Source organism: Cupriavidus sp. C3SS-1 (assembly GCF_057073755.1).
This window is the reverse complement of record NZ_CP172700.1, coordinates 779,687-795,727: the sequence shown is the minus strand read 5'-3', so window position 1 is coordinate 795,727 and position 16,041 is coordinate 779,687. Positions and strand designations below refer to the sequence as shown.

Annotated in this window: 15 protein-coding genes and 1 pseudogene; 6 read left to right on the top strand and 10 right to left on the bottom strand. The window is 65.3% G+C overall.

Going from position 1 to position 16,041, the window contains the following annotated elements:
* The first annotated feature begins 39 nt into the window (after nucleotides 1–39).
* From ACIGJC_RS19665 to ACIGJC_RS19650, 4 genes are all read left to right on the top strand, one after another.
* The gene (locus ACIGJC_RS19665) at nucleotides 40–417 is read left to right on the top strand and encodes a hypothetical protein (RefSeq protein WP_483713802.1); all 378 of its coding nucleotides are present in this window, start codon (nucleotides 40–42) and stop codon (nucleotides 415–417) included.
* 6 nt (nucleotides 418–423) lie between these two features.
* Nucleotides 424–912, top strand: coding sequence for a hypothetical protein (locus ACIGJC_RS19660; RefSeq protein WP_483713801.1), 489 nt, complete (start codon nucleotides 424–426; stop codon nucleotides 910–912).
* On the top strand, nucleotides 891–1,832 hold the full coding sequence (locus tag ACIGJC_RS19655; protein WP_483713800.1) for a DUF6895 family protein: 942 nt from the start codon (nucleotides 891–893) through the stop codon (nucleotides 1,830–1,832). Before ACIGJC_RS19660 ends, ACIGJC_RS19655 begins: the two co-directional genes overlap by 22 nt.
* Nucleotides 1,833–2,224: 392 nt before the next feature.
* Nucleotides 2,225–3,442 carry a CaiB/BaiF CoA transferase family protein gene (locus ACIGJC_RS19650; protein ID WP_483713799.1) on the top strand — a complete coding sequence of 406 codons (1,218 nt, stop codon included), beginning with the start codon at nucleotides 2,225–2,227 and terminating at the stop codon, nucleotides 3,440–3,442.
* A gap of 54 nt (nucleotides 3,443–3,496) precedes the next feature.
* Here ACIGJC_RS19650 and ACIGJC_RS19645 read toward each other — a convergent pair whose 3' ends face one another.
* The 6 genes from ACIGJC_RS19645 to ACIGJC_RS19620 form a co-directional block, all read right to left on the bottom strand.
* Complete coding sequence (locus ACIGJC_RS19645; protein WP_483713798.1) at nucleotides 3,497–4,315, bottom strand: tripartite tricarboxylate transporter substrate binding protein; 819 nt, start codon at nucleotides 4,313–4,315, stop codon at nucleotides 3,497–3,499.
* 259 nt (nucleotides 4,316–4,574) lie between these two features.
* Nucleotides 4,575–6,371, bottom strand: a complete 1,797-nt coding sequence (locus tag ACIGJC_RS19640) for an acyclic terpene utilization AtuA family protein (RefSeq protein WP_483713797.1) — start codon at nucleotides 6,369–6,371, stop codon at nucleotides 4,575–4,577.
* The gene (locus ACIGJC_RS19635) at nucleotides 6,368–8,365 is read right to left on the bottom strand and encodes an acetyl/propionyl/methylcrotonyl-CoA carboxylase subunit alpha (RefSeq protein WP_483713796.1); all 1,998 of its coding nucleotides are present in this window, start codon (nucleotides 8,363–8,365) and stop codon (nucleotides 6,368–6,370) included. The genes ACIGJC_RS19640 and ACIGJC_RS19635 overlap by 4 nt, the downstream gene beginning before the upstream one ends.
* A gap of 29 nt (nucleotides 8,366–8,394) precedes the next feature.
* Nucleotides 8,395–9,231, bottom strand: coding sequence for an enoyl-CoA hydratase/isomerase family protein (locus ACIGJC_RS19630; protein ID WP_483713795.1), 837 nt, complete (start codon nucleotides 9,229–9,231; stop codon nucleotides 8,395–8,397).
* Between the two features lie 20 nt (nucleotides 9,232–9,251).
* Nucleotides 9,252–10,418, bottom strand: coding sequence for an acyl-CoA dehydrogenase family protein (locus ACIGJC_RS19625; protein ID WP_483713794.1), 1,167 nt, complete (start codon nucleotides 10,416–10,418; stop codon nucleotides 9,252–9,254).
* A 25-nt stretch (nucleotides 10,419–10,443) separates the two neighbouring features.
* The gene (locus tag ACIGJC_RS19620; protein ID WP_483714481.1) at nucleotides 10,444–12,063 is read right to left on the bottom strand and encodes an acyl-CoA carboxylase subunit beta; all 1,620 of its coding nucleotides are present in this window, start codon (nucleotides 12,061–12,063) and stop codon (nucleotides 10,444–10,446) included.
* Between the two features lie 135 nt (nucleotides 12,064–12,198).
* On the opposite strand from ACIGJC_RS19620, the gene ACIGJC_RS19615 reads away from it, so the two are divergent.
* Together ACIGJC_RS19615 and ACIGJC_RS19610 are read left to right on the top strand one after the other, a co-directional pair.
* Nucleotides 12,199–12,954 (top strand): IclR family transcriptional regulator, encoded by a 756-nt coding sequence (locus ACIGJC_RS19615; RefSeq protein WP_483713793.1) that lies wholly within the window; start codon nucleotides 12,199–12,201, stop codon nucleotides 12,952–12,954.
* A 63-nt stretch (nucleotides 12,955–13,017) separates the two neighbouring features.
* Nucleotides 13,018–13,140 (top strand): hypothetical protein, encoded by a 123-nt coding sequence (locus tag ACIGJC_RS19610; RefSeq protein ID WP_483714526.1) that lies wholly within the window; start codon nucleotides 13,018–13,020, stop codon nucleotides 13,138–13,140.
* Between the two features lie 150 nt (nucleotides 13,141–13,290).
* On the opposite strand, the pseudogene ACIGJC_RS19605 reads toward ACIGJC_RS19610, so the two are convergent.
* From ACIGJC_RS19605 to ACIGJC_RS19590, 4 genes and pseudogenes are all read right to left on the bottom strand, one after another.
* A pseudogene (locus tag ACIGJC_RS19605) lies at nucleotides 13,291–13,356 on the bottom strand (hypothetical protein); the annotation flags it as partial.
* Between the two features lie 44 nt (nucleotides 13,357–13,400).
* Complete coding sequence (locus ACIGJC_RS19600) at nucleotides 13,401–13,757, bottom strand: iron-sulfur cluster-binding protein (RefSeq protein WP_483713792.1); 357 nt, start codon at nucleotides 13,755–13,757, stop codon at nucleotides 13,401–13,403.
* 112 nt (nucleotides 13,758–13,869) lie between these two features.
* Nucleotides 13,870–14,784, bottom strand: a complete 915-nt coding sequence (locus tag ACIGJC_RS19595; protein ID WP_483713791.1) for a dioxygenase family protein — start codon at nucleotides 14,782–14,784, stop codon at nucleotides 13,870–13,872.
* Between the two features lie 57 nt (nucleotides 14,785–14,841).
* The gene (locus tag ACIGJC_RS19590) at nucleotides 14,842–15,981 is read right to left on the bottom strand and encodes a porin (RefSeq protein ID WP_483713790.1); all 1,140 of its coding nucleotides are present in this window, start codon (nucleotides 15,979–15,981) and stop codon (nucleotides 14,842–14,844) included.
* Between the last annotated feature and the right edge of the window lie 60 nt (nucleotides 15,982–16,041).

The following is a 16,041-nucleotide window of genomic DNA, read 5'->3' as shown; positions in this document are numbered from 1 at the left end:
ACGCTATCACCTCATCTGACTTTAAGGAAGGAGCCACTCATGGACGCAAACACCCTAACTTCACACCTCCACACTCGTACCACGCATGTGGTGACATTGGGTGGCCCCGGCAACGCCATGCTGACCTTCGACCTGGCTTCCGTCAGCATGACGCCCGAGCAGGAAGTTATCGTCCGCAAGCTGTTCAGCCAGCGGCCGGCTCTGGTCGCCACCGAAGGCCTGCACGCTGCCCATGAGGAAGCCGGCAAACCCGGTCCGGCCAGCCAATACCTGACACAGGCCGAATTCGAGAGCATCCGCAACCTCGGCGTGCGCCTGGGTACGAAGGGAGTGCTAGCAGCCACTGCTTGCGACTTCTGCCTCCATTGCGTCAAGTTAGAAGCAATGCCGGCAGCGGGACCGGTGCAGAACGCCTGAACCGAAATGCAACGACTTGACGGGGACTGCGATCTTGCCACGCAGGCCGCTGCCGATCGCCTGATTCTGGGCCGCGCCGCCGAGCACGAGATCGCGGCATTCTTGGACGGCCTGCCGCCGGGCAGATTCGCCGGCGCCTGTGCTGCGCTACTGAGCCGGGCCGACGACGCGCGGCTTCGCTTCGTCGGCGTCTCGCCGCCAGCGCTTGGTGGCTGGCTGTCCGCCCGGTTATCAGCACGCGGGTACGCAGTCGCCTACGACACTCGCACAGCGATGTATGCATTGGCCGATGCCGCAAGAACGCTCTCCGTTATCGACCTATTGCGCTGGCTGACGGTAGTCGAAGCATTGGCTGTGCCCCCCCAGTTCGATAGCGTCCGGGACAGGCTGCTCTTTCAAAGCCGTGCGTTGCTGCGCACACTCGCGCGCCTGGCGGACCACAAGGACCTGCGTCATGAGCACCGAGTGCTGAAATGCCTGAGAGACCGCCGTTGAAGCCGGAGTTACAACCAGGCGCCATCGCCACCGCGCAGCGCGGCCTGTTGCTGGGATTGGGCTGGCTCGGCGAGAATCTGCAGCAATTTTCCGTACCCACGGTCGACCACCAGCGATTTGACAAGCACGACGTGGCACGCCTGAAGCCCCTCTCCGAATTGGCCCTCACACTGTGGATACTGACGAGCAGCGGCGTTCAGCTCCCTTTCCTTGATGCCGCTGCCAGTTGGATCTGGCAACAATGCGAGCATGGCCGCAAACTGACAGCCCTGCTGCTGGCCCGGCACGACTTCCTGCCGTGCTGCGCACTCTATGCTCCGCTGCGCCAACTTGGCTTGCGCGACCCGGCGCTGGACCGGTTGCTGCGCATGCTGTCCCGCACCGATATGGCGACGGCGCTGCCGCTGCAGCCATGGTCGCGACTGGCTCTTCGCTACAACCTGTGGAAGCTTGGCTTGTCGCCATGGCCTGGTGATGAACAGGGCCTTTATGTGATGGCCCGCCCTGAGCCCTGGGTGGTTTCAGGTGAGGTGGCCTATGCCATCACCCACGAGGTGTTCTACCTGACTGACTTTGGCGCGCGCCCGCTTGAAGACGACCTGGTCACCGACTACCTGCGTGCCTGGCTGCCTTACTGGACGCGTTCCTTCGTTGCAGAGACAGATAATGACCTCGCTGCGGAGTTGGCAATGGTTGCGGCTTGTCTGCATGCCGACGACGACGAGTCGAACATCCAGGGGCTGCTTAGTGCCCTAGCCTGTCAGCATTCGGATGGCTCCGTCGCAGGGCCGGAAGGTGCAGGCAGCTTCCTTTTTGGCCACGACGACACTGCTGCGCGCAGGGCCTTCCTCGGCTGCTATCACACTACGCTTGTCACCCTGATGGCCATAGCGATGATCTTGCGGCACGCGGCCGCCTGACCATCGGAGCAAGACCGGCGGGCTCTTTGCGCATGGATTGCAGCCTACGACGTTGTTCTAGAGCCGCAGACTCTGGGTGGCCGTTTCTGGAAGCCTGTCGATCAACTCTTGCAGTGGGCGTGGGAAAGAAACGAATTTCACATTCACCATGGTGATTTCGCATACTGCCGTTTGCACCCGGCACTGGCGGGCAAAACTGATGAATTCAACGCCCTCGGCCTCTTTACAGCAAAGTGGTGCTCCGCGTGTCGAACCGGCCTTCGTCAGGCTGACGGAAACGATGCAAGTTCGAAGTTGGTGGTCAAAAACCCTTACTTTCGAACTGCCAAATTGCCAGCGCGTAGCCAGCGGGTGATCATCATTGTCCGACCGACTTCGCTGACGTTCTGCATATGAGTGCAATCCTGAAAGGCATCAAGGTGCTCGACCTGACCCGCGTCGTCGCTGGCCCATGGGCCACGCAGAACCTCGCCGACATGGGTGCCACCGTCTACAAGATCGAAAAACCCGGCGACGGCGACGACACGCGCCGCATGGGCCCCTTCCTCACGGACGCCAACGGCAACGAGACGAACGACTCCGCCTTCTTCCTCTGCTGCAACCGCGGCAAGCAGTCTGTCACCGTGGACATCTCCCGACCCGAAGGCGCAGACCTGGTGCGCCGGCTGGCGGCGCGTTGCGACGTGGTGGTGGAGAATTACAAAGCCGGAAGCCTGAAGAAATACGGGCTAGACTACGCCAGCATTCGCGCGCTGCGTCCGGACATCATCTATTGCTCCGTCACTGGCTTCGGCCCCGACGGGCCGTACGCGCCCCGCCCCGCCTATGACTTCATCCTGCAAGGCATGGCCGGCCTGATGAGCACCTGCGGCCAACCTGACGGCACGCCCGGCGCGGCGCCTATGCGCACCGCGATTCCGCTTACCGATATCCTCACTGGCTTGTACGCGTCAGTGGCGCTGTTGGGCGCGCTTTACCATCGTCAAGCCACCGGCGAGGGCCAGTACCTGGACGCCGCCATGCTCGACGCCGCCGTGGCCGCCAACGGGCATCTCGCGCTCGGCTACCACATGACCGGCAAGGTACCGCAGCGAGCGGGCAACACGAACCCGGTGGCATCACCGTCGGAGGTGTTCGCCTGCCGCGACGGCCACCTCATCATCGCCGCCGGCAACAATGGGCAGTTCGCGGCGCTGTGCCGCGTGGTAGGTTGCGAGGAACTGATCTGCGATCAGCGCTTCCTGCAGAACATGGACCGCGTCCGCAATCGTCCTGCTCTGCGCGAAGCGCTCACCGCGCACCTGACCAATTGGAACGCGGCGGACCTGATCCGCACGCTCGAAGCAGCCGGCGTGCCGTGTGGCCGGATCAACAGCGTCGATGAAGTCTTTGAGGATCCCCAGGTAAAGCACCGCGGCCTCCTGGTTCGGCTGCCACATGCGAGCGGCACGGACGCACCCACGCTGCGCAGCCCGCTGCGCTTCTCTGCCACGCCCGTGACCATGACAGCCCCGCCGCAACTTGGCCAGCACACCGAGACCGCGCTGTACGCCGAGCTGGGAATGACTCCGGCCGATGTGCGCGCGTACCGCGAGCAAGGACTGATCTGATAACGAACGGGCCGCGGCCCGTTCTTCATTGAAGCAAACTGCGAAGCAACGCATTCAATCCAGCTTCACTCCCGCCTTCTGGACCACCCCGGCCCAGCGCACGAACTCCTCTTTGATGAACCCCTGGAACTGCTCAGGACTACCTCCGACCGGGTCGATGCCGTAGTCAATCAGCTTCGCCCGAACATCCGGCGCATGCACCACCGCGTCGAGTTCCGCCGACAGCTTGTTCAGGATGGCAGGCGGCGTCTTCGACGGCGCCAGCACGCCGATCCAGCTTCCGGGCATGATATTTGGGTAGCCTGCCTCGGCCATGGTCGGCACGTCGGGCGCGGCGGGCCAGCGTTTCGGGTTGGTGATGGCGAGGGCGCGGACTTTGCCTGCCTTGGCCAGTGGGATCATGGTCTGGACGGAGTCGAAGATCACGGCGATCTGGCCAGAAAACAGGTCTGTCAGCGCCGGAGAGATTCCCTTGTAGGGCACGTGGGTCATCGCCACGCCCGTGCCTTGGGCGAACAGTTCACCTGCGAGGTGTGCCCCGGAGCCGCTGCCGCTGGAGGCAAACGTCATCTTGTCCGGATTGGCCTTGCCCCACGCCACCAGTTCCTTGACTGACTTTGGCGGCAATTGCGCGCTCGAAACCATCAGCAAAGGAATGCGGCCGATCTCGCTGACGCCCGTCAGATCCTTGATTGGGTCGTATTTCATATTGGGGTACAGACTCGGATTGATGACGTGCGCTGCCACCACGACCAGCAGCGAGTACCCATCAGGCGCGGACTTGGCGACGTTGTCCGAGCCGAGCATGCTGTTGGCGCCGGGACGGTTCTCGACCACCACCGGCTGGCCGATGCGCTCGGAAAGCTTGTGCATGACGAGTCGGGTCACGGTGTCGGACACGCCTCCCGGAGTGTACGGGACCACTACGCGCACCGGACGCGCCGGGAAACCAGCCGCAGCATTGTCCAGCGCCAGCGCAGGCAAGCCGGGCAGTGCGCTGCCTGCGAACACGGTGGCCTGGATGAGCCGCCGCAGCGCGATGCGTCGGCGCGATCCGCGTTGCGAATCTGAATTGTGTGGGTCCTTCATCTCCGTCAGTCTCCTCTCTGTGGTGATGGTGTCTTTTTCAAGTTCAGTCGTTCGCCCACGCCTGCGGCACGGACAGCGGCAAGTCCAGCAGCATCTGCGCAAAACTCTTCCCGAGCGGGTCGGAGCGCAGGCTCGCCACGCCACCGCCGCCAAGTGCGCCGTGCATGAGGAAGTTCAGTGCCTGCAGGCCCGGCACCTCGAACCGTTCCACGTCACCGGTTACCAGATGGGCGAAATACTCGCGCACGGCGGCCGGCGTCAGTTGTTCGCGCAGCAGGGCCAGATACTCCGGCTTGCGCGCGATCACGCCGATGTTCTCGTCGTCTCCCTTGTCGCCGCTGCGGGCGTAGGCGAGCGACACGAGCGGCCGTTGCACGCGCGGGCCAGATGGCACCGCCGTGGCTGGCGGCATGTCGACCGGTTCCGGGACAGATGGCTTGCCCGCTTCGGCCGCCACCGGCAGCACGATGCGGCGGTCGCCTATCTCGACGACCATCGGCACACGGTCCTTCGGCACAAGGAAGGAAAACACCTTGACCACAGGCTGGATATCGACACGGCCCGAGAACGAGGAACGCGTGCCCGCCGCCATCGACGTGCCGGCCGACGCGCATTCGCGCTGCAGGAAGGCAAGCGCCTTCGCTTGCGTGTGGCGGGCGCCGATGCGCAGAACGACCTCGCGCGTGGGCAGCGCGCGGGCGTGGGGGCCGTAGTGCGACTCGCAGCCGAGCAGTTCCACCACCGTCTCGCTGTAGTCGCCCATGCCTCGCTCGACCAGCATGTTGCGCGTGCGGGCAAGAAGCGCCTCGGCGGTGCGGCGAGCTTTGACGGGGGCATCGATGCCCCGGATCGCCATCATCAGGCTGATCTGGTAGCCGTCCTGCCACGTGGCGTTGCCCTTGTAGTGCGATCCCGGCGTACGCCCCCGGGCGCCATGCACGCGCACCCGGCCGTTGCCGATAGCTTCGGTACGTACCTGCCGGAAGTCGCAGGTGACATCGGGCATCAGGTAGTTGGCGGGGTCGCCCACTTCGTAGAGAATCTGCTCGGCCACGGCAGCGGGATCAATCAGGCCGCCGGTGTGATCGGGCTTCGACAAGACGAAGCTGCCGTCGTCGGCGCAGTCGATCACCGGGTAGCCGATGCGGTCCCAGTCGGGCACGCGCTGCCAATCGGTGAACAACCCGCCCGTCGCCTGCGCGCCGCACTCGATCACGTGGCCGGCGAGCGTGCCAGCGGCGAGGCGGTCCCAGTCGTTCCAGCCCCAGCCAAACTCGTGCGCGAGCGCACCGACCACCACGGCGCTGTCAACGCAGCGGCCGGCGATGACAATGTCGGCCCCGCTGTTGAGTGCGCGCGCGATGCCCTGCGCTCCGGTGTAGACGTTGGCCGACCACGGCTCGGTGGTGGGCACGGGATTGCCGTCGATCTGCGTCAGTCCCGACACGCACCAGCCGGCGAAGTCGTGCTCGACGTCGTCACCGCTGACGACAGCAATGCGCGGCGAAAGGCCTTGCTGCGCGGCGATCTTCAGCAACGCATCACGGCAGGCATGCGGGTTCAGGCCACCGGCATTGGCGATAACACGGATGCCCCTTTCCATGATCTCGGGCAGGTGCGGGCCGACCGCAACGTTGACGAAGTCGGTTGCGTAGCCCAGCGACGAGTCCTTGGCGCGGGCACGCGCCAAAAGCGACATCGTGGTTTCAGCGAGGTAGTCGTAGACGAGATATTGCAGACCCGGCACGGTCAGCAACTGGGGCGTCGCGACGGCCGAATCGCCCCAAAAGCCGCTGGCGCCGCCGATGCGGACTGTCCTGGTGGGAAGTGTGGTGCTCATGCCGCGCCCTCCCCTGTCGCTTCGGCTTCCACGCGCACCAGCACCGCTCCGGCGCTGGCCTGTCCGCCGACCCGCGCCGGCAGTTCCGCCACCACGCCGGCGAATGGCGCGGCGAGTGTGTGTTCCATCTTCATGGCTTCGAGGATGACCAGCGGCTGGCCGGCTTCGACGCGGTCGCCTTCGGCCACGTTTACGGCGACGATGCGCGCGGTCAACGGTGCAGTTAGCACCCCGCTGGCCTCGCCGCCGATGTCGCGGCGACGCGGATCATGGCGGGCGAAGCGCCACGCGCGGCCGTCCTGGAAGAGGTGCAGCGCCTGCTCGTCCGTCGCGTGGACAAGGGGCCACGCGACGCCCTCGCATTCGATGAGGGCTGTGCCTTCGCCGGCATCGGTGCGCAGGATGCGGACGCGCTGGGCAGGCGCGCCGGTCTCGCCGCGCGGGTTGACGATGACGTCCCAGCCGCGCTCCAAGGCACGCAGGCTTGCCTCCCATGACTTTCCGTCGGCGTGCAGTACGATGGTCGATGCGGCGCGCGACAGTGCGGCAGGCTCAGATTGCGCTAGCAGCCCCGACGCGACCATCGCCGCCGCGGTCAGCACATGACGCGGCGGCTCGGCCGGCTGCAGCGCGGCCTGCATGTGGGTGTCGACAAAGCCGGTGTGGACATCGTTGCCGGCAAACGCTTCGCTGGCAAGACACGCCGCCAGGAACGGCTGGTTGGTCGGTACACCCAGCAGCACGCAGTCTTCCACGGCACGCTGAAGCTTGCGGCGCGCTTCCTCGCGCGTGCGGCCGTGGGCGACCAGCTTGGCAATCATCGAATCGTAGTGCGTGGGGATGTCGCCGCCCGCTTCGAGCGCATGGTCGACACGCACATCCCGCCCGGCATGCGGCACGCGCCAGCGCAGCACCGAACCGCCTTGCGGCAGGAAGCCCGCGGGGACGTCCTCTGCCGTCAGCCTCACTTCGATGGCGTGGCCGGCAAGCTTCACGTCGTCTTGCGTGACAGGCAGCGGCTCGCCGGCTGCGACGCGCAGTTGCCAGTCCACCAGGTCGAAGCCGGTGATGGCTTCGGTCACCGCGTGCTCGACCTGCAGCCGGGTGTTCATCTCCATGAAGTAGAAGTTGCCCTCGGCGTCGAGCAGAAACTCCATCGTGCCGGCGCCGACGTAACCGATCGCACGAGCCGCGCGCACGGCGGCGTCGCCCATGCGGGCGCGCAGGGCCGGCGACACGGCCGGCGACGGCGCTTCCTCGATCACCTTCTGGTGGCGGCGCTGCACCGAGCAGTCGCGCTCGCCGAGGTGGATCACGTTGCCGCGCGTGTCGGCGAAGACCTGGATCTCGACGTGGCGCGGAGTAATGACGGCGCGTTCGAGAATCAGTTCGTCGGAGCCGAAAGCGGCAGCGGCCTCGGAACGAGCGCTGGCAAGGGCGGCGGGCAAGGCGGCGGCGTCGCGCACGAGGCGCATGCCGCGGCCGCCGCCACCGGCGGCCGCTTTGACCATCAACGGAAAGCCGATGCGCGCGGCTTGGGCGAGCAGCGTGGCGTCGTCCTGCTCGCTGCCCTGGTAGCCGGGCACACAAGGCATGTCGGCAGCGAGCATCAGGCGCTTGGCCTCGGCCTTGTTACCCATGGCGCGAATGGCATTCGCGGGCGGACCGACGAAGACAAGGCCGGCGTCTGTCACGGCTTCGGCAAACGCGGCGTTTTCAGCGAGAAAGCCGTAGCCGGGGTGAATCGCGTCGGCGCCAGCCGACTTCGCAGCGTCGAGGATGGCGGGGATGTTCAGGTACGACTCGCGCGGCGCGGCGGCGCCAATGCAGACGGCGCGGTCGGCGAAGGCCACGTGCGGACTGTGGCGGTCCGCCTGGGAATAGACGGCGACGGTGGCCAAGCCGAGTTTGCGAGCGGAGCGCATGATGCGCACGGCAATCTCACCGCGGTTGGCGACGAGCAGTGTGTGGAAGGAGCGACTGGGTGCTGACATGGGAAGTTCTCTGGAAATGGTCTTTGCGCTCAGACGCCGGTTGATTGCGCCGCGCGGACGGTTTCTGTGTCGAACCGCACGGTCCATCTTGCCTCCCGCCTCTCACGGAACGCCTCTATACCTTCCGCACCTTCGGTGCGCATACAGGCCGCGAACTCGCGCGAGGCATCGTCAAGCAGACTGTCTACCGGCTCCTGGCCGCACCGCGCCACCAGCGCCTTGAACCGGCGATTGGCGTGCGGGCCGCAGCGGCCTATGCGCGTCAGCCATTCGGCGACGAGGCTGTCGAGTTCGGCACTGTCATCGGCCAACTGGTCGACAAGACCGATGGCAAGCGCCGCGGCCCCGTCCAGCCTCTCCCCGGTCAGCCCGAGGCGACGCGTCAGCGTCGGGCCGAGCCGGCCGACCACGAACGGCGAGATCTGCGCGGCGATGATTCCCAATGTGGTTTCGGACAAAGCGAAGCGCGCGGCGCGGGTGGCCAGGACGATGTCGGCCGCGCAGGCGAGGCCCATGCCACCGCCCATGGCCGGACCGTCGACCGCCGCAATCACCGGCACCGGCAGCGCGGTCAGCCGCGTCATGAAATAGCCGAACTGGCGGTTGCGCGTGGAAACGGGGTCTTCGTCATCGGCACCACCTGCGTCGAGCCGCGCCTGGAAGTTGCCGACGTTGCCGCCGGCGCTGAAGGTTCCCCCAGAGCCGCGCAGCACCAGGGCCCGGACGCCGCTGTCAGCCTCGGCCTGCGCCACGGCGTCGGCCAGGGCGGCGACGACTTCCGGGGCGAGTGCGTTGCGGGTGGCCGGAACGTTCAGTGTGGCAAACAGCACGCCGTCCACGCGGCGCACGATCACCGGGTCACTCATGGTCTTTTCCTCCTGGCGACTCAGCGGTCATTGCGGGACATCAGCCCCATCTGCTTGGCGATGACCTGCAGCATCACCTCGTCCGCCCCACCGCCGATGGAGCCGAGGCGGAAGTCTCGGTAGGCGCGGTTCGCGTGGTTATCCCACGTGTAGCCCATGCCGCCCTGGAACTGGATGCACCAGTCGGCAATCTCGCGCGACAGGCGGCCGGCCTTCAGCTTGGCCATCGACGCCCGCTCCACGACGTCCTCGCCCTTGATATACGCCTGCGTGGCAACATGAACCAGTGCGCGCAGCGATTCGAGTTCAGTCTTCAGCTCCGCCAACTTGAACTGGATGTACTGGTTGTCGAGCAGCGGCTTCCCGAACGCGATACGCTGACGCAGGTAGTCTGCGGTGTTCTCGATCAGCGCGTCACAGGCCAGACGGCGGGCGGCACCATTCAGCCGCTCCTCCTGAAACTGCTTCATCTGGTAGATGAAGCCCATGCCCTCCTCCCCGATACGATTGCGCACCGGAACGCGGACCTCGTCGAGGAAGATCTGGGCGGTATCGGAGCACCACATGCCCATCTTGCGGATCTTTTGGGTCTCCACGCCGCGCGCGCGCTTGCCGTTCTCCTTCAGAGGCACGATGATCAGCGACTTGTTCTTGTGGACTGGCCCGTCGGACGTGTTGCACAGGAGGCAGATCCAGTCAGCCTGGGTACCGTTGGTAATCCACATCTTGGAGCCGCTGATGACGTAGTCGTCGCCGTCGCGGCGGGCGCGGGTCTTGAGCGAAGCGACGTCGGAGCCGGCGCCGGCCTCGGACACGCCGATGGACACCACTACGTCACCCGCGATGGCGGGGGCAAGGAATTCGCGCTTCAACGCATCGGAGCCGAAGGTGGCCAGCGCAGGGGTCGCCATATCGGTCTGCACGCCGACGCCCATGCCGACACCCTGGGCCCGCGCATGGCCCAGCGCCTCGGCTGCCGCCACGGCGTAGGAGAAATCGAGGCCCAGGCCGCCGTATTCCACCGGCTTGGTGATGCCGAGGAAGCCGAGGTCTCCCATCTTCTTGAACAGTTCATGCGCGGGGAAAACTTCGGCGGCTTCCCATTCGTCGACGTGAGGATCGATCTCCGCCGAGACAAACCGGCGGATGCTGTCCATGATGTTGCGGTGGTCTTCGGTGTAGAGCATGTGGTCTCTCCGGTGTTCTTTCCTGTTAGAAGCGGGCCACGCCGAATTGCATGGCACGAGGTGTCCGGGCGGCCGCTTCGCGGACGGTGGCCAGCACGAAGGCGAGCACGGCGCGGGTGTCGCGGGGGTCGATCACGCCGTCGTCCAGAAGCAAGCCGCTGGTGACGAAAGCGCTGCCCTGCCGGTCGAAGTTGGCGACGATTTCGGCGGTCTGCGCGGCGAGCGCACCTTCGTCGACGGCCACGCCTTTGCGCTCGGCCTGCTGGCGGGCCACGATCTCCAGCGTCATCGCAGCCTGTTCGCCGCCCATCACAGCCGTGCGGGCATTGGGCCACGAGAAGCAGAAGCGTGGGCGGAAGCCGCGTCCGCACATGCCGAAGTTTCCCGCGCCGAAGCTCGCGCCGCAGTACAGCGTGATCTGCGGCACGGTGGAGTTCGACAGCGCCTGAATCATCTTCGAGCCGTGCTTGATCATGCCGGCTTCTTCTGACGCCTTTCCGACAATGAAGCCGGTGGTGTTCTGCATGAACACAATGGGCGTGCCTGACTGGTTGCAGGCCTGGATGAACTGGGCGGCCTTCGTCGCGCCGGCTGGATCAATGGGGCCGTTGTTAGTGATGAAGCCAACCACGTGGCCCTCGATGCGGGCGTGGCCGCAGACGGTACCGGGGCCGTAGTCGGGCTTAAAGGGGAGCCAGGCGGAGTCATCCGCAAGGCGGGAGATGACTTCGCGCATGTCCACCGGGCGCTTGTGGTCGAGCGTCATCACGCCATCCAGTTCTGCCGTATTCAGTTTCGGCTGGCGGGCCGGCTGCTGCGGCGTCACCTCGGCACGCGGCCAGTCGAGGCTGGCGACAATGTCGCGCGCGGTCGCGATCCCGTGTTCGTCGTCCTCGGCCACATATTCGGCCAGGCCGCTGACCGTGGCGTGCAGGTCGGCGCCGCCCAGCTCCTCATCGGTGGCGATTTCGCCGGTAGCCGCTTTCAGCAGGGGCGGGCCGGCGAGGAACGCGCGGGCGCGCTTGCGGACCATCACCACGTAGTCGGACAGGCCTGGCATGTAGGCACCGCCCGCCGTGGAAGAGCCGTGGACCACGGTGATGATCGGCAGCCCGGCGGCCGACAGGCGGGCAAGGTTGTAGAAGATGGTGCCGCCGCGCACGAACTTGTCGACGCGGTACTTGCGCAGATTGGCACCGGCCGACTCCACGAGGTGGATGAACGGCAGCCGGTTTTCCAGCGCGATCTCCTGGCAGCGCATCATCTTCATGTTACCGGCCTCGGTCATAGCGCCAGCGTCAATGCCAGAGTCCGTGGCGAGCACCATGCAGCGCACGCCGCAGACGAACCCGATGCCGGCCACTAGCGAGCCGCCAGGGATCGACGTGTCTGGGTCGGGGTCGTCCATGCCGTAGCCCGCCAGCGTGGCGAGCGGCAGGAAAGGCGCGCCGGGATCGAGCAGGCGGGCGACACGCTCACGCGGCAGCAGCGCGCCGCGCTTGTCGAAGCTGACGCGGGCTCGGGCGGAGGCGTCGACGGCACGCTGCTCCAGTGCGCGCAGGCGGTCGATCAACGCCTGCATTCCGCTGCGCTGCGCGGCGAAGGCTTCCGAGGAGGGATCAATCCGGGTATCGAAGGGAATCATGGCGGTGCCTTCTGCGCTCATTGGCTTGTATGGTTTGGTGAAGGCATTGCATATCAGCGCACCGCTCCCGACAACCGCAACTACGCAGATCGTGCATAATATGCACAGTCTTGGTGTTTCCCCTGCCCTCCCCCCATGTCCACCACCTCGACCGACGCACGCGCGGTGCAGTCTGGCGTGCAGAGTCTGTCACGTGCCTTCGCACTGCTTCACCTGCTGGGAGAGCACCATGAACCCGGCCTGACCCTGCCCGAACTGGCCATGCTGGCGGGCATCGACCGCACCACAGCGCACCGGATGGTTCGGTTCCTGGAGTCCGCCGGCTACGCTGAGCGCGAACCAGCCGGAAAACGCTACCACCTCGGCACGGCGGCTATGGCCCTCGGCGTGCGCGCCATGAACCGGCCGCCGCCCAGCAGCCAACTTGTCACTCGCATGAAGGCCGTGGCCCGCCTGACCGGGGACGCCGTCTTCCTGATCGCGCGCTTGGGCGACCACGGCTACTGCCTGCACATGGAGGAGGACGCCAATCGCGCCAAGACCTTCCATTTGCTCACGGGCACCTCGCGCCTTCTCGGCCAAGGTACCGCCAGCATGGCACTGCTGGCACGGCTGGACAACGACAGCATCCGTGCGCATTACGACCGCCACCGGAGGGAATATGAAACTAGCGGCCTAAGCCTGCTGACGCTGCTGCGCGGCGTTGAGCGCAGCCGCCGTCTCGGCTACGCGCTGGCTGGCGCCGCCGGCGTGGCGGGCGTGGGGTATGTGCTGCCGCTGGCGTTGGCGGGGGATGCAGCAGTCAGCGTGGTGTCCACCGCCTCGCGGATGCCTGTGTCGCGCCGGCACGAGATCGGGGCGCTGCTGCGCGCGACGTTCGAGGCGACGTGAGAAGGTCCGGGCCGGCGAACGTTCGCCCGCTGGTCAGTTTGAATCAACTGGCCGGGACTCTCCATGACCGAACTGCCGATCACGCGCCAGTCAGCCGCCACGCCCGGTACGGACAACTTGCGCGCGAGCTTGCCGAATTCGTCCACCGTGTTCGCCGAGATACTGGCGACCAGTGCCGGTCGGTAGGGTCTGTAGAATGGCACCGTGTGCTTCAGGTAATAGTCCCCGCCCTTGCTGGGAATGCCGATGGAGAACAACGTCGCGTCGCTGAATTCCGCCAACGTGCGGCGGCGGATTGCCTTCCCGAAGGTCGTCAGTGATCGTCCTGGTCACTATCGCGCCAAGCCGGTTCAGGTCGAACTCATCGGCCAGACCTTCGGCAAGGGTGCCGGAGGCCGGCATGACGGGATTCTCTAGCCTTAAGGCGCCGATTTCCACGCCAGGATCTACCACGATACGGTCTCCTGGAGATTGAATACAGGTCCTTCCCAGCAGCCCCTTCGATAAGTGAGATCCTGCGTGCCGGCCTCCTTGCGAAACTGCCGAACGCAGGCGAACCAGGCACCCAGGGCGCAGCCCATCTGCTGCTCGAGAGCGATCTCCCCCGGGATGCCGAGGTCGGCGGCAACCCGCTGCAGCAACTGCAGCAGGCGGTTCGATCCACAAGTGGCGACGTAGTCCAGCCTGCGCTCGGCGTGCATGCTGCTGATCAGCGCCTCGACTTGCCCGACCTGGCTGGTGCTGTCCTCGTGGGTGACGATCGGCACGTTTGCGCCGACCTCTCTGAGGTAATCCGCCGACATGACCGGTTCCTGGGATCTGACGCTCAGCACGGCAGTGACAGCGCCGTCGCGCGTTTAGTGGATGACAGCGTTTGTGCGGGTCTCGGGCTCGCTGCTATTTAGCAAGCGCAGGTCACGAGGCGTTCTCGTAGCGGCTGGCGGGCATGACTTCGTCCTCATTGAGCGCGTCCTGCAGGCGGAAATCAAAGCGAACGCGGATAAAGGGACCATCCAAGCCGAGCGACTCATATCCCGCCACACTTTCCACCGGTTCGAGTTCGACCACCAGGCCATCTCGGGTAGCAAACGCAAAGTCGTCGTCCAGGAACGTGTCGCCCGGAATATTTATCTGTGTGGTCAGGGCACGCTTGTCTGCCCCGGAGACCAGGAAATGGATGTGCGCCGGGCGATTGCCATGGCGACCAAGCAAGTCAAACAGTTCCGAGACCGGGCTGTGGGGTGGAATGGCGTAGCCCGGCGGCAGGAAGCTGCGGAAGCGGTAGGCGCCATCGGCGTCGGTCTGGATGCGCCGGCGCAGGTTGTAGTCCGGTTGGTCCGGGTCGAAATGGGAGTATCGGCCAAGTTCATTGCAATGCCAGACATCCACCAGTGCATTCGCGACAGGATTGCCCGCCACGTCCAGCACGCGGCCCTCCATCACCAGCGGCTGGCCCTTGCCTTCGTTGCCTTCATCGAGCCTCCCCTCGCGCTGATGAAGGGGCGCGCCAGCAATATAGAGCGGCCCTTCGATCGCGCGGGGCGTGCCTAGCGCGCGATCCGCTGCACGGTCGGCCTCGTCCTCTCGGATATCGAGCAGCCGATCAAAGCCCAGCCCGGCGGTGATGAGTCCGATCATGTCGGCCTGCCCGAGCCGGGTCAGCCACTTGGTTGCAGCCCAGAATTCGTCGGGCTTCACGTCGAATTCCTCGATGGTCTGGAAGAGATCGCCGACAATGCGTGCGGTGATGGCGCGCACGCGCTCGTCGCCGGGTGCCACCTTGCGGGTATTCACCAGATCGAGCAATTGGGGGATATCAAGTTCGGACATGGTTGTCTCCTTGTCGGTGTAATGGGGAAATACAGTGGCCGGCAGCCGGCCACGCGCTCAGAACTTGTGCCGGATGCCGGCAACCAGTACGGTTTGCTTGTCGTTGGAGGATGGTGCGAACAGGTAGATGTCAGCCTGGGACGATGACGCTTTCTGATAGACGCCGTAGATGTAGACGTCGGTTCGCTTGGACAGGAAGTAATCCAGGCTCAGCTGTCCCATGTGCCATTTGGGACTGCGGTCGATACCGCTGTAACTGCCATCCGTGAATACATAGGCCGCGCCGAGTACGAGCGCCGGCGTGAGGTTGTAGGTGGCGTTGATGTCATAATTGGTCAGGCGCAGGCCAATGCCGTCCTGGTATTCGTATCGCGATTGCGTGACCATGGCGTTGGCACGCCATCTGTCGTTGCCATATCCCGCGGCGAAGCCGCCCACACGCTGGCGTGCGACCCCCGCCGACGGATTAATCGGGCTGGTATGGAACAGCACGAAGGGGGCACCGGCATAGTCGTCGGTCACCGCCCCGTTGGGATTGCTACTGGCGGCCAGACCGGGGCGGTCCAGTTGCATGAATGCAGCCGCCAGGCGCAGCGCCCCGCGGTCGTAAGTGGCGCCGAGGCTGAAGGAGCGATTGTTCATGCTGGTGGCGCTATCCGACAACGCATATGAGGCCTCTGCACGCAGCCCGCCCCAGCTGGGGCTAACGTACTTGAGCGCATTGTTGTGCCGGAAGCTGCCGAAGGCATTGTCGTTGTCGCCGATGTGGGCCGCCATCCCATTCGCCGCCACGGGTGCAGACATGATGTCCAGCGTGTCATAAATGGCGTCGTACTGGCGGCCGAGCGTCAGCGTGCCCAGCGGATCGCTGCCCAGGCCAACATAGGCCTGGCGCCCGAACATGCGTCCCCCCTGCTGAAACTTGCCGTCGTCGAGGGCAAATCCATTCTCGAGCACGAAGACGCCGCGCATGCCGCCGCCGAGATCCTCAGTGCCGCGCAAGCCCCAACGGTTGTTCTGCATGGTGCCCGGCACCATCTTGACTGCCCCATGGCCGCCTTCATTACTGACATAGGCAACACCGGTGGACAACACCCCGTACAGGGTGACCGAGTTCTGGGCGTAGGCGCCGGGAGACTGCGAGAATGCCGCGCATGCGCCTAACGCTGCCATGCCGGCTTTGGACATCGACTTCATTTTCCTCCTCAATTTCTTGGTTTCTCGAACGGTAGGTTCACGGGGACCGATGCATTGCCG

Excerpts from the sequence above, each read along its gene's own strand:
- ACIGJC_RS19595 (WP_483713791.1), bottom strand. The coding sequence starts at position 14,784 with ATGTCCGAACTTGATATCCCCCAATTGCTCGATCTGGTGAATACCCGC.
- ACIGJC_RS19655 (WP_483713800.1), top strand. The coding sequence starts at position 891 with ATGCCTGAGAGACCGCCGTTGAAGCCGGAGTTACAACCAGGCGCCATC.
- ACIGJC_RS19625 (WP_483713794.1), bottom strand. The coding sequence starts at position 10,418 with ATGCTCTACACCGAAGACCACCGCAACATCATGGACAGCATCCGCCGG.
- ACIGJC_RS19645 (WP_483713798.1), bottom strand. The coding sequence starts at position 4,315 with ATGCACAAGCTTTCCGAGCGCATCGGCCAGCCGGTGGTGGTCGAGAAC.
- ACIGJC_RS19615 (WP_483713793.1), top strand. The coding sequence starts at position 12,199 with ATGTCCACCACCTCGACCGACGCACGCGCGGTGCAGTCTGGCGTGCAG.
- ACIGJC_RS19640 (WP_483713797.1), bottom strand. The coding sequence starts at position 6,371 with ATGAGCACCACACTTCCCACCAGGACAGTCCGCATCGGCGGCGCCAGC.
- ACIGJC_RS19650 (WP_483713799.1), top strand. The coding sequence starts at position 2,225 with ATGAGTGCAATCCTGAAAGGCATCAAGGTGCTCGACCTGACCCGCGTC.
- ACIGJC_RS19665 (WP_483713802.1), top strand. The coding sequence starts at position 40 with ATGGACGCAAACACCCTAACTTCACACCTCCACACTCGTACCACGCAT.
- ACIGJC_RS19630 (WP_483713795.1), bottom strand. The coding sequence starts at position 9,231 with ATGAGTGACCCGGTGATCGTGCGCCGCGTGGACGGCGTGCTGTTTGCC.
- ACIGJC_RS19590 (WP_483713790.1), bottom strand. The coding sequence starts at position 15,981 with ATGAAGTCGATGTCCAAAGCCGGCATGGCAGCGTTAGGCGCATGCGCG.
- ACIGJC_RS19660 (WP_483713801.1), top strand. The coding sequence starts at position 424 with ATGCAACGACTTGACGGGGACTGCGATCTTGCCACGCAGGCCGCTGCC.
- ACIGJC_RS19620 (WP_483714481.1), bottom strand. The coding sequence starts at position 12,063 with ATGATTCCCTTCGATACCCGGATTGATCCCTCCTCGGAAGCCTTCGCC.
- ACIGJC_RS19635 (WP_483713796.1), bottom strand. The coding sequence starts at position 8,365 with ATGTCAGCACCCAGTCGCTCCTTCCACACACTGCTCGTCGCCAACCGC.
- ACIGJC_RS19610 (WP_483714526.1), top strand. The coding sequence starts at position 13,018 with ATGACCGAACTGCCGATCACGCGCCAGTCAGCCGCCACGCCCGGTACG.
- ACIGJC_RS19600 (WP_483713792.1), bottom strand. The coding sequence starts at position 13,757 with ATGTCGGCGGATTACCTCAGAGAGGTCGGCGCAAACGTGCCGATCGTC.